This is a genomic window from Pseudomonas sp. Irchel 3E19 (assembly GCF_900187585.1).
In the GTDB taxonomy this organism is placed as follows: Bacteria; Pseudomonadota; Gammaproteobacteria; order Pseudomonadales; family Pseudomonadaceae; genus Aquipseudomonas; species Aquipseudomonas baetica.
On record NZ_FYDT01000010.1, the window covers coordinates 1 to 12,289 of the forward strand.

12 protein-coding genes are annotated in these 12,289 nt (G+C 60.0%); 5 read left to right on the plus strand and 7 right to left on the minus strand.

All coding sequences use genetic code 11. The annotated features are described in order from the left end of the window. Window positions 1-158: 158 nt before the first annotated feature. Together CKW18_RS08585 and CKW18_RS08590 are read right to left on the minus strand one after the other, a co-directional pair. Window positions 159-938, minus strand: a complete 780-nt coding sequence (locus tag CKW18_RS08585) for a YdcF family protein (RefSeq protein WP_095188436.1) — start codon at window positions 936-938, stop codon at window positions 159-161. A 105-nt stretch (window positions 939-1,043) separates the two neighbouring features. Continuing rightward, on the minus strand, window positions 1,044-1,367 hold the full coding sequence (locus tag CKW18_RS08590) for a hypothetical protein (protein WP_095188437.1): 324 nt from the start codon (window positions 1,365-1,367) through the stop codon (window positions 1,044-1,046). A 255-nt stretch (window positions 1,368-1,622) separates the two neighbouring features. Here CKW18_RS08590 and leuS point away from each other — a divergent pair, with 255 nt between their 5' ends. The 5 genes from leuS to CKW18_RS08615 all read left to right on the plus strand — a co-directional run bounded on the left by leuS (window position 1,623) and on the right by CKW18_RS08615 (window position 7,730). Beyond that, window positions 1,623-4,229, plus strand: a complete 2,607-nt coding sequence (gene leuS, locus CKW18_RS08595; RefSeq protein ID WP_095188438.1) for a leucine--tRNA ligase — start codon at window positions 1,623-1,625, stop codon at window positions 4,227-4,229. Window positions 4,230-4,316: 87 nt separating this feature from the next. Beyond that, a complete protein-coding gene (gene lptE / locus CKW18_RS08600) occupies window positions 4,317-4,922 on the plus strand; it encodes an LPS assembly lipoprotein LptE (protein WP_095188439.1) in 606 nt (201 codons plus the stop codon). 39 nt (window positions 4,923-4,961) lie between these two features. Next, window positions 4,962-5,999, plus strand: a complete 1,038-nt coding sequence (gene holA, locus CKW18_RS08605) for a DNA polymerase III subunit delta (RefSeq protein ID WP_095188440.1) — start codon at window positions 4,962-4,964, stop codon at window positions 5,997-5,999. Window positions 6,000-6,181: 182 nt separating this feature from the next. Then, the gene (gene arfA, locus CKW18_RS08610; protein ID WP_095188441.1) at window positions 6,182-6,346 is read left to right on the plus strand and encodes an alternative ribosome rescue factor ArfA; all 165 of its coding nucleotides are present in this window, start codon (window positions 6,182-6,184) and stop codon (window positions 6,344-6,346) included. Window positions 6,347-6,407: 61 nt separating this feature from the next. After that, the gene (locus CKW18_RS08615) at window positions 6,408-7,730 is read left to right on the plus strand and encodes a lytic murein transglycosylase (RefSeq protein WP_095188442.1); all 1,323 of its coding nucleotides are present in this window, start codon (window positions 6,408-6,410) and stop codon (window positions 7,728-7,730) included. Between the two features lie 132 nt (window positions 7,731-7,862). Here the strand turns inward: CKW18_RS08615 and CKW18_RS08620 are convergent, their stop codons facing one another. The 5 genes from CKW18_RS08620 to CKW18_RS08640 all read right to left on the minus strand — a co-directional run bounded on the left by CKW18_RS08620 (window position 7,863) and on the right by CKW18_RS08640 (window position 12,172). Continuing rightward, window positions 7,863-8,813, minus strand: a complete 951-nt coding sequence (locus CKW18_RS08620) for an LD-carboxypeptidase (RefSeq protein WP_095188443.1) — start codon at window positions 8,811-8,813, stop codon at window positions 7,863-7,865. 175 nt (window positions 8,814-8,988) lie between these two features. Continuing rightward, window positions 8,989-9,987, minus strand: a complete 999-nt coding sequence (gene lipA, locus CKW18_RS08625; RefSeq protein ID WP_167394918.1) for a lipoyl synthase — start codon at window positions 9,985-9,987, stop codon at window positions 8,989-8,991. Window positions 9,988-10,012: 25 nt separating this feature from the next. Beyond that, the gene (gene lipB, locus CKW18_RS08630) at window positions 10,013-10,660 is read right to left on the minus strand and encodes a lipoyl(octanoyl) transferase LipB (RefSeq protein ID WP_095188444.1); all 648 of its coding nucleotides are present in this window, start codon (window positions 10,658-10,660) and stop codon (window positions 10,013-10,015) included. After that, window positions 10,660-10,935, minus strand: a complete 276-nt coding sequence (locus CKW18_RS08635; RefSeq protein WP_095188445.1) for a DUF493 domain-containing protein — start codon at window positions 10,933-10,935, stop codon at window positions 10,660-10,662. Before CKW18_RS08635 ends, lipB begins: the two co-directional genes overlap by 1 nt. A 79-nt stretch (window positions 10,936-11,014) precedes the next feature. Next, a complete protein-coding gene (locus tag CKW18_RS08640) occupies window positions 11,015-12,172 on the minus strand; it encodes a D-alanyl-D-alanine carboxypeptidase family protein (RefSeq protein ID WP_095188446.1) in 1,158 nt (385 codons plus the stop codon). Window positions 12,173-12,289: the final 117 nt, after the last annotated feature.

Genomic DNA, 12,289 nt, shown 5'->3' on the forward strand with positions numbered 1-12,289 from the left:
TGGAAAAACGCTATGAATCAGTTTGCGATTTTGTACGGAGATCGATTCATCAGGTCAAACTGGTGAAATGAAGGCCTGCCTAACGGCAGGCCATTACCAGCCCGCACACAAAAAATCTGACACTCTCTGCTCGCGAAGAGGCCATTGGCAACACTCAATCAATCGGCGACCGCTTCACTCCGGTAAAACAGTGAATACCCCACCTGCCCCACCGCCTCATTCAGCAACTGCCCGCTCTGCCAGATCGACTTGAATTCCGGCATCCAGCCACCCAGCGGCCTCGCGTTATCCGTACCCAAAAACCCGACCGGTGCCGGCACTACTTCAAATCCCGCCTTCTCGAAACTCCAGACCGATCTCGGCATGTGCCAGGCCTGAGTCACCACAACTACACGCTTGATCCCCTGCGGCAACAACATGTCGGCACTGAACTTGGCGTTCTCCCACGTGGTACGACTCTCGCCCTCTTGCCAACGCACCGTCACGCCAAAGTCATCCAGCAACGAGTCAGCCATCAATTTCGCCTCAGTCGGCGGCGTGCCGTAATGCAAGCCACCACTGGTCAGAATCGGCAGCCCCGACGCCTTGGCCAGGCGTGCCGCATAACGCTGACGTTCAAGCCCCACGCCGGTCGGCTGATCCTCGCCCCAGGCCAGATCACCGCGCTCACGACCGGAACCGAGCACCACAATCGCATCAGCACGTTGCGCCAAGGTCGCCCACTCTTCCCGGGCCAAGGGCGGCTCGCGCTCGAGGGCTTTGGCGCCCCATTGCACGACCACCGGCAAGCTCATCAGCCAGAACCCGCCAAAACCGATGGCAAAACACAACCCTGCGAGGCGCGGACGAGAGCGGCGTAGCCACCAGGCAGCCAGCAACAGCAGTAAAAGAATGCCGGGCGGCAATAGAAGTTGTTTGACGAAATAACGAAAAGGCATCGGGCATCTCCAAAGATGCCCGAAGCCTAAGTGGGTTGATCCAACGCGACAACCGATAGGGTCGGATCCTGTTGAAAAAGATCCGCTTCCTGACCTGCCATGCGCTTACTTGGCCTGCAAAGCCCGCACCTTGACGGTGTCTTTGCGGGGCGCCTTGTCTTTGAGCCAGATGACCTTGGCCGAATGTCCTGCATCGAGCTGCTTCACTGCTTGCGACAAGCATCCGTGCGCTTCACGTTCACTGCGATCCAGATAGGCCTTGACCAGTTTGAACTCGGCGGGGCTCAAGCCACGCAATTCCAATTCCAAGGGGCGCTCGTCGCGCAGCCGATCAGCGGTTTTTGCAGCGTCCAGGGCCATGCCCAGACGGTCCATCAACCGTTCGTACAACTCAGGTTTCGTGACGTTTCTTTGCTGTTGCTCCACCATCCCTCACCTCATTGATGATAAGACTCACTCCCCAGTTAGAGCTTAGCTTCGCTGCACAAACCGACTGCACGCCGCGACCAACGGCCCTCGCCACCGATTTACCCGGCCAAACAGCTGTAATCAGGGTTTCCCTAGGCCAAGCGCGGTCATGTATGCTACGGCGCTTCCTGTCATTCCACTTCCAGCTCGTCCGGGTCAACCCCGGAACCTGCGTTGAAGAGGATTAGGCCACCCATATCCAGTACAAAAGTAGCCATGCACGAACAATATCAGCCCCGTGAAATCGAAGCCGCCGCCCAGTCGTTCTGGGACGAGCAAAAGTCCTTTGAAGTCAGTGAACAGCCAGGCAAGGAGACTTTCTACTGCCTGTCGATGTTCCCTTACCCCAGCGGCAAGCTACACATGGGGCACGTGCGCAACTACACCATCGGCGACGTGATCTCCCGCTACCAGCGCATGCAAGGCAAGAACGTTCTGCAACCGATGGGTTGGGACGCCTTCGGCATGCCGGCAGAAAACGCCGCGATGAAAAACAACGTCGCGCCGGCCAAGTGGACCTACGAAAACATCGCCTACATGAAAACCCAGCTGCGTAGCCTGGGCCTGGCGGTGGACTGGTCGCGCGAAGTGACCACCTGCAAGCCGGATTACTACCGCTGGGAACAATGGCTGTTCACTCGCCTGTTCGAAAAAGGTGTGATCTACCGTAAAAACGGCACCGTGAACTGGGACCCGATCGATCAGACCGTTCTGGCCAACGAACAGGTGATCGACGGTCGCGGCTGGCGTTCCGGCGCGCTGATCGAAAAGCGCGAAATCCCGATGTACTACTTCAAGATCACCGCCTACGCGGATGAGCTGCTGGAGAGCCTCGACGAACTGACTGGCTGGCCGGAACAGGTCAAGACCATGCAGCGCAACTGGATCGGCAAATCCCGCGGCATGGAAGTGCAGTTTCCGTACAACGTCGACTCCATCGGCGCAGCCGGCACTCTGAAAGTCTTCACTACCCGTCCGGACACCCTGATGGGCGCGACCTACGTCGCCGTGGCCGCCGAACACCCGCTGGCCACTCAGGCGGCGCAGAACAACCCTGAGCTGCAAGCGTTCATCGCTGAATGCAAAGGCGGCAGCGTCGCTGAAGCCGACGTCGCCACCCAAGAGAAAAAAGGCCTGCCGACCGGCCTGTTCGTCGAACACCCGCTGAGCGGTGAAAAACTGCCAGTCTGGGTCGCCAACTATGTGTTGATGCACTACGGCGATGGCGCAGTAATGGCTGTGCCGGCGCACGACGAGCGCGATTTCGAATTCGCTCACAAGTACAACCTGCCGGTGAAATCGGTCGTGCGTACCAGCTCCGGCGACAGCAACCCGACCCCGTGGCAAGACGCCTACGGCGAGCACGGCACGCTGATCAACTCCGGCGAGTTCGACGGCCTCGACTTCGCCGGCGCGTTCGACGCCATCGAAGTCGCCCTGATCAAGAAACAACTGGGCGCCTCGCGCACCCAGTTCCGTCTGCGCGACTGGGGCATCAGCCGTCAGCGCTACTGGGGCTGTCCGATCCCGATCATCCACTGCGATGCCTGCGGTGACGTGCCGGTGCCGGAAGATCAACTGCCTGTCGTGCTGCCAGAAGACGTGGTGCCGGATGGCGCCGGTTCGCCGCTGGCGCGCATGCCCGAGTTCTACGAGTGCACCTGCCCTAAATGCGGCCAGCCTGCCAAACGTGAAACCGACACCATGGACACCTTCGTCGAGTCGTCGTGGTATTACGCACGTTACGCCTCGCCGCACTTTGAAGGCGGCCTGGTGGAAAAATCCGCGGCCGATCACTGGCTGCCGGTCGACCAATACATCGGCGGTATCGAACACGCGATCCTGCACCTGCTCTACGCGCGCTTCTTCCACAAGCTGATGCGTGACGAAGGCCTGGTGAGCTCCAACGAGCCGTTCAAGAACCTGCTGACTCAAGGCATGGTGATCGCCGAGACTTACTATCGTCGCGAAGCCAACGGTGCCTACACCTGGTTCAACCCGGCGGACGTCGAACTTGAACGTGACAGCAAAGCCAAAGTCATCAGCGCCAAGCTGATTGCCGACGGTCTGCCGGTGGAAATCGGCGGCACCGAGAAGATGGCCAAGTCGAAGAACAACGGCGTTGACCCACAGTCGATGATCGACCAGTTCGGTGCCGACACTTGCCGTCTGTTCATGATGTTCGCCTCGCCACCTGACATGAGCGCGGAATGGTCCGACTCCGGCGTTGAGGGTTCGCACCGTTTCCTCAAACGTGTCTGGCGTCTGGCTCAGGCCCACGTTACTCAGGGTCTGCCGGGCAAACTTGACGTTGCTGGCCTGAACGACGAGCAGAAAGCCGTGCGTCGCTCGATCCATCTGGCGATCAAGCAGGCAAGCCACGACGTTGGCCAGAACCACAAATTCAACACCGCCATCGCTCAGGTGATGACGCTGATGAACGTGCTGGAAAAAGCTGCGCAAGGCACCGAACAGGATCGCGCGTTGATTCAGGAAGGTCTGGAAGCCGTGACCTTGCTGCTGGCTCCGATCACTCCGCACATCAGCCATGAGTTGTGGAACCAACTGGGCCACGCCGATCCGGTGATCGACGCCGGTTGGCCAGCAGTGGACGAAACTGCGCTGGTGCAGGACAGCCTGACCCTGGTCATCCAGGTCAACGGCAAACTGCGTGGCCAGATCGAAATGCCGGCCAGCGCAACGCGTGAAGAAGTTGAAGCGGCAGCGCGCGCCAACGAAAACGTACTGCGTTTCGTCGACGGCCTGACTATTCGTAAAGTGATCGTAGTGCCCGGGAAACTGGTCAATATCGTCGCCAGCTAATTGGATCGGGCGCCGGGTTTGCCTGGCGCCAAGTAAAACCTTTCGGGCCGCACGAACGGCCCACATGGTTTCAAGGGGAGCAACACAATGATCAAACGCAATCTGCTGGTGATGGGCCTCGCCGTCCTGTTGAGCGCCTGCGGTTTCCAGCTGCGCGGCACTGGTACCACCGAACTGACCATCAAGGAACTCGACCTGAGTGCGCGTAACGCCTACGGCGAGACCGTCACCCAACTGCGTCAGGTGCTGGAGTCGAGCGGCGTCAAGATTTACAGCGGTGCGCCGTACAAGCTGTTCCTGGCTGACGAACAGGAAAGCCAGCGCATCCTCAGCTACGCCGGTGCCGGTCGTACAGGTGAGTATCAGGTTACTACCGTCCTCAACTACGACATCCGGGGCGACAAGAACCTTCCCCTGCTGAGCGACAAGCTTGAAGTGCAGAAAGTGTTTATCCACGACGGCAACAACCTCGTCGGCTCCGATCAGGAAGCCAACGATGCCCGTCGCGATATCCGTCGCGAGCTGGTTCAGCGCATGATGCTGCGCCTGCAACAGCTGACCCCGGGTCAACTGGAGCAACTGCAGCAAGCCGCCAACAACCGCGCCAAGGCTGAAGCCGACGCGCTCGAAGCGGCGCAAAAGGCTGAAGCGGAAACTCCGCGTCAGTCGCCGCTCGAAATCCCGCAGCAGTAAGACGTTCGGGGCGCTCAGGCGCCCCGTTCGATTGCTCTTATGAAGCTCGCTCCCGCCCAACTCGGCAAACACCTGCAAGGCGCCCTTGCGCCGGTCTACATCATCAGTGGCGATGACCCGCTACTGTGTCAGGAAGCCGCCGACGCCATTCGCAGTGCCGCCCGCCAGCAAGGATTCGACGAACGTCAGGTCTTCGCCGCCGATGCCAATTTCGATTGGGGCACGTTGTTGCAGGCCGGCGCCAGCATGTCGCTATTCGCTGAAAAGCGTCTGTTGGAGCTGCGTCTGCCTTCAGGCAAACCCGGCGACAAGGGCGCTGCCGCCTTCATCGAATACTGCTCTCGCCCCGCCGAAGACACCGTGCTGCTGATCAGCCTGCCTAAGCTCGATGGCAGTGCGCAGAAAACCAAGTGGGGCAAGGCGCTGGTTGAAGGCCAGCAGACCCAGTTCATCCAGATCTGGCCGGTGGATGCCAATCAGCTGCCGAGCTGGATTCGTCAGCGCTTGTCGCAAGCCGGATTGTCGGCCAGCCAGGACGCCGTCGAACTGATTGCCGCACGCGTCGAGGGCAACCTGCTCGCCGCGGCGCAAGAAATCGAAAAGCTCAAGCTGATGGCCGAAGGCGGCCAGATCACCGTCGAAACCGTGCAAGCCGCTGTCGCGGACAGTGCGCGCTTCGATGTGTTTGGCCTGACCGATGCCGTGCTCAACGGCGAACCGGCTCACGCGTTGCGCATGCTCGAAGGGCTGCGCGGTGAAGGTGTCGAACCGCCAGTGATTCTCTGGGCACTGGCGCGGGAGTTGCGCCTGCTGGCCAATATCTCGCTGCAATATAGCCAGGGCACACCGCTGGACAAATGCTTCAGCCAAGCCAAACCGCCCGTCTGGGACAAGCGCAAACCGTTGATGAGCAAAGCCCTGCAACGTTACTCGGCGCAACGCTGGGCGCAGTTGTTGCTCGAAGCTCAGCGCATCGATGCGCAGATCAAGGGCCAGGCGGCAGGGTCGCCGTGGATGAGTCTGAGCCGCTTGGCACTATTGATGGCTGGCCAACGTTTGACACTCCCCGCCGAATAACCTGTTTTACCGCATAACGGCCATTCGCGAACAGGCTCGCTCCCACATTGAAATGCATTCCAAATGTGGGAGCGAGCCTGCTCGCGAAAGCGTCAGAACATTCCTACACAACAGGCACTGGACAGACGCCCGACATCGGCAGATTATTTCCCCCGCAAAACCACTCACTCGAGAAAATCCCCATGCGCAAAAAGCCATCGAAACATGGCCCGAACAAGGCCAAATCCATCGTCGCCCAACCCCTGTTCCGCAGTCGCCAGGAACGACCAACCAAGGGTAAAGGCAGCTACCGCCGCGAAGCCTTCCAGTCTGACAGCTGGGAGGCTTCTTACTTTCTGGCTGCCTGAAGCGCAGTACCCCCCGGTCATGTTAAGGTCTGCACCTGATTCGTATCCTCTGGACCTGTGCATGCCCTTTTGTCTTTCCCATCGTTGGCCTGTTCGCCAATTGGTTGCTGCCACAAGTTTCATCCTGCTTGTTGCCTGTGCGGAAAAACCTACCGCCGCCGACGCGCAACCTCTTCAAGCAGCCCCTGTCGCCACAGCCCCAGCGATCATTCCGCCGGTAGTGCCGTCCGCCGACCCGCTCGATCTACAGCCGACCCAGACCTTCGCCGAATGGCAGGCAGGCTTTCGCAAGGACGCACTCGCCGCCGGGATTCGCGCCGATTTGTTTGATCGTGCATTTGCCAATGTCAGCTTCGATGCCAGCGTGATCCGCGCCGACCGCAGTCAGCCGGAATTCTCCCGCCCGGTGTGGGAATACCTCGATGGTGCGCTCTCGCCGCTGCGGGTGCGCAAAGGCCAGGCGCTGATCAACCAGTACGCCGACATTCTGCAAAGCATCGAACAGCGTTATGGCGTTGATCGTCAGGCACTGGTGTCGGTGTGGGGCATGGAAAGCAACTTCGGCCAGTTCCAGGGCAGCAAGTCGGTGATCAATTCGCTGGCGACCCTCGCCTATGAAGGACGGCGCCCGGGCTTTGCCCACGCACAATTGATCGCTGCCCTGCAAATTCTGCAACAGGGTGATATTACCCCGGAGAAAATGCTCGGTTCCTGGGCTGGCGCCATGGGGCAGACCCAGTTCATTCCAACCACCTACAACACCCACGCCGTGGATTTCGACGGTGACGGCCGCCGCGACATCTGGGGCAGCCCGGCCGACGCCCTGGCGTCGACTGCGCACTACCTGCAAAGCTCCGGCTGGCAGCGCGGCCAGCCGTGGGGTTTTGAAGTGCAACTGCCGAGCAGCTTCAACTACACGCTGGCAGATGGCGCGATTCGTAAAAGCGTTGCCGAATGGCGTCAGTTGGGTGTGACCCTGCCCAATGGCGGTCAAGTGCCCGCGGGCTCCGAACAGCTGTCTGCCGCCCTGCTGCTGCCGGCCGGTTATCGTGGCCCGGCGTTCCTGATCCTCGATAACTTCCGGGCGATCCTCAAGTACAACAACTCGTCGTCATATGCATTGGCTGTGAGCCTGCTGTCCGAGCGGTTCAACGGCGGCGGCTTGATCAACGGCACTTGGCCGAAGGATGACCTGCCGCTGAGTCGCACCGAACGTATCGAACTGCAAACCCTTCTGAGCGCGCGCAACTACGATGCGGGCACGGCTGACGGGATCATCGGCGCCAACACGCGCAAGGCGATTCGCAGCGCGCAGCAGTCGTTTGGCTGGCCGGCGGATGGCTATCCGACGCACAAGCTGCTTGAGAGCCTGCGTAGCCAATAGCAGTTTGTCGTATGGCTAATGCCGCTTTCGGGAGCAAGCCCCCTCCCACAGTTGACCGAGTTCCACCATGGGAATGCGATCAACTGTGGGAGGGGGCTTGCTCTCGAAGACTCAATCTCTGGCGATAAACCTCTACGGTCTGATCACCACATCCTGCTCCAGCATCAACTCCTTCTTCCCCGCATCCAGCCGTACCAGCGCACCCAGTGGCAACGTCAGGTTCGGATCACAATGCCCACTGCGCCAACCGGACAGCACCGGAATCCGCAACGGCGCAAAAGTCTGTTTGAGCAAGCGGTTCAGCGCCTCGACATCCACCCCCGCGACATCCCCGACCAACACGCCACGCAGCTTCGCCAACTTGCCGGCCAGACGCATCTGAGTCAGTAATCGGTCGATGCGATACAGCGGCTCGTTGATGTCCTCGATGAGCAGAATCACGCCTTCGACATCGATCTCGTATGGCGTGCCCAGGGTCGAAGCGATCATCGCCAGATTACCGCCGAGCAAGCGCCCATGGGCGACGCCGGGCTCGACCGTGGTCAACGGATAAGCCACCGGATGGCTCAGCACGCTGCCCGTTTTCAGTTGACCGCGCAGCATGGCGAAGAATGAGGTGACGGTCGGCGGCTCCTTGTCGCCCAGCAGGTCAGCATTGAGCAGCGGCCCGTGGAAGGTCACGAAGCCTGCGTAGCGACTGATGGCCAAGTGCAAAGCAGTGATATCGCTGTAGCCGATGAACGGCTTGGCGTGGCGGCTCAGCAGATCGAAGTCGATCCGGTCCAGCAGTCGCGGCGTACCGTAGCCACCGCGCAGACAGATGATCGCGTCCACCTCAGGGTCAGCGAACGCTGCATGCAGATCGTTGAGCCGCACGTCGTCGCTGCCGGCCAGATAGCCTTCCTTAGCGTAGACGCCGGGAAACACCTTCAGTGCATAGCCCCGGGCGCGCATCCATTGCACTGCCTTATCGGTGTCCAGTGCCCCGGGGCCGGCCGGCGCAATAACGCCGATCGTACCCTCCGAGGGTAACGCCGGTACGGCTCTGTGTGGACACAGTGTGTGAGTGGGTCGAACAGTCATCCATGGATCTCCGTGCGTAAAATCATGCTCACACAGTAGTCAGGAACGGGGACAAACAGAAGAGACTTCGTTGCCCCACAGGTTGCGGGAAAAGTAAGCGCTTGTCGTAGGACAGGCAAAAAAATGCCCGCGCAGACATAAAGCCTCGCGGGCATTTTTATGGCGCTGCGCGGGATCAGGAACCCAGCAGCTCAGCCTTGACCAGCTTGGCCTGTTCGTCAGCGTGGTACGAAGAACGCACCAACGGGCCCGACGCGACGTTCTTGAAGCCCATCTTGTAACCTTCCTCGGCGAACCAGGCGAAGGTGTCCGGGTGCACGAAACGCTGCACCGGCAAGTGGCTGCGCGACGGTTGCAGGTACTGACCCAGGGTCAGCATGTCGATGTCGTGTTCGCGCATGCGCTTCATGACTTCGATGACTTCTTCGTCGGTCTCGCCCAAGCCGAGCATGAGGCCGGACTTGGTCGGAATGTGCGGCATCATCTGCTTGAAGCGTTGCAGCAGGGTCAGCGACCACTGGTAGTCCGAACCCGGACGCGCAGCCTTGTACAGCCGCGGCACGGTTTCCAGGTTGTGGTTGAACACATCCGGCGGCTCGGCCGCAGTGATTTCCAGGGCGACGTCCATGCGGCCACGGTAGTCCGGAACCAGGGTTTCCAGCTGCACGTTCGGCGACAGTTTGCGGATCTCGCGAATGCAGTCGGCAAAGTGCTGGGCACCGCCGTCACGCAGGTCGTCACGGTCAACCGAAGTGATCACCACGTACTTGAGCTTGAGGTCGGCGATGGCGATGGCCAGGCTTTGCGGCTCGTTGACGTCCAGTGGCTTCGGACGACCGTGGCCAACGTCGCAGAACGGGCAGCGACGGGTGCAGATGTCACCCATGATCATGAACGTCGCGGTACCGCCAGAGAAGCACTCGCCCAGGTTCGGGCAGGACGCTTCTTCGCAAACGCTGTGCAGCTTGTGTTTGCGCAGCAGGCTCTTGATGCGGTCGACTTCCGGCGAAACCGGGATGCGTACACGAATCCAGTCAGGTTTCTTCGGCAGCTCGGTGGTCGGAATGATCTTTACCGGGATGCGTGCAACCTTCTCGGCGCCGCGCAGCTTGACGCCGGCTTCAACCTTGGGACGCGGGGCCGGGCGCTCGGTCACGTCGAGCGTCGGGATCATGGTTTGCACTGCATCAGTAGTCATATCAGTCGATTCCGCCCGTCAGGGTCGTCTGCTCAGCATAGTCGAGGTGTTTGACGAGCTGCGCACGCAGCCGGGCACTTACCTCGGCAAATTCAATCGATCCTGCGTGATCGCTCAGCTGGGTCATCGCCAGCCCGGCATAGCCGCAGGGATTAATCCGTCGAAACGGTTCCAGGTTCATATCCACGTTCAGGGCCAGGCCATGAAAGGAACAACCGTGGCGAATCCGCAAACCCAGAGAAGCGATTTTCGCTCCATCGACGTACACGCCGGGAGCATCTGGCTTGGCTGCGGCGGTCACGCCGTAGCTGGCCAGCAGTTCGATCAGGCAACGCTCCATGCGGCTGACCAGATCACGCACGCCAAAACCCAGTTTGCGTACATCCAGCAACAGGTAAGCCACCAGTTGGCCAGGGCCATGGTAGGTCACCTGCCCGCCGCGATCGACCTGCACCACCGGGATATCTCCCGGCAGCAACAAGTGTTCGGCCTTGCCGGCCTGGCCCTGAGTGAACACCGGCGGGTGCTCGACGAGCCAGATTTCGTCGGCGGCATCGCTGCCGCGTTCGTTGGTAAAACGTTGCATGGCATGCCAGACCGGCTCGTAAGCCATCTGGCCGAGCTCACGAAAGCCCAGCGTGCCTGGCATCACAACACCATGTGCACGAAGCCGGTCGCCCGCAGTTCGCTGTTGATGTTGTACAGCTGATCCTGGTCGGTCGCGACGATGTGCAACTGAATAGTGGTGTATTTGCCGTTGCTGCTCGAACGCTCATCGACCCGCTCATCGTTGATTTTCGCGAATTTCTTCACGATTTCGATGATCTTGTCTTTGTGGCCGACGCCCGTGTCGCTGATCACCTTAATCGGATAATCAGTCTGGGGAAATTCGATCTTTGGCGCCTTTACTTCGGTATCGGTCATGGCGTAACGGCCTCTTAAGCCGTGGTAACGCGCATGGCCCCGCTCCGAATCGGGGCGGGGCCATGCAGGTCAACACAAATCAGTTGAACAAGCCGTAGAAGAATAGACGGATGCTATCCCACATGCGGCGGAAGATACCACCCTCCTCGACAGCGTCCAGAGCGATCAGGTCGGCGCTGTGCACCACCTTGTCTTCCAGTTTCACTTCGACTTTACCGATCACGTCGCCCTTGGCGATTGGCGCGGTCAGTTGCGGGTTCATGGTCATGCTGGCAGCGAGCTTCTTCAGCTGGCCTTTTGGCAGGGTCATGGTCAGGTCTTGAGCCAGGCCGGCCTTGACTTGACTGGTGGTGCCTTTCCACACCGGGGCCTGAGCCAGTTCGGTGCCCTTCTGATAGAAGGTCTGGGTTTCGAAGAAGCGGAAGCCGTAAGTCAGCAGCTTCTGGGTTTCAGCGGCGCGAGCCACTTCGCTGTTGGTGCCGAACACCACGGCGATCAGGCGCTGGCCATCACGTACAGCCGAGGACACCATGCAGTAGCCGGCTTCATCGGTGTGACCGGTTTTCAGACCGTCAACGGTCTTGTCGCGCCACAGCAGCAGGTTGCGGTTAGGCTGTTTGATGCCGTTCCAGAAGAACTCTTTCTGCGAGTAGATCGCGTAGTGAGCCGGGTCTTCGTGGATGATCGCGCGGGCCAGGATCGCCATATCGTGCGCCGACGAGTAATGCTCAGGGTTCGGCAGACCGGTCGGGTTCATGAAGTGGGAATTGGTCATGCCCAGATCGGTAACCGTCTTGTTCATCAGGTCGGCGAAAGCGTCTTCGCTGCCGGCGATGTGCTCGGACAGCGCCACGCTGGCGTCGTTGCCGGACTGGATGATGATGCCGTGCAGCAGGTCGCTGACAGTCACCTGCGAACCGACTTTGATGAACATCCGCGAACCGCCGGTGCGCCAGGCGTTTTCGCTGACGGTCACCGGATCGTTTTCACCGATCTGGCCACGACGGATTTCCAGCGTAGCAATGTACGCGGTCATCAGTTTGGTCAGGCTGGCCGGTGGCAGACGCTGGTCACCGTTGTTCTCCACCAGCACGTTGCCGCTGCTGGCATCCATGAGTACGTAGGCCTTGGCGGCCAGTTGTGGTGGCGATGGCATCATCTCGGCCGCGAAGGCGGCTGGCGAGAGGAGCAGCGGGACTAGCAGACACAGGCGTTTGGCAAAGGTGGTGATGTTCATCCGTCTCTCGAAATCGCTAATGGAAACTGCCCTAAGGCAAAATTTAATCAGATGGCTTTCTGACGAGCCATCGCGTGTTCAGTTGCTCACTCCAGTCACCCTTGCCGGGCTTTTGTT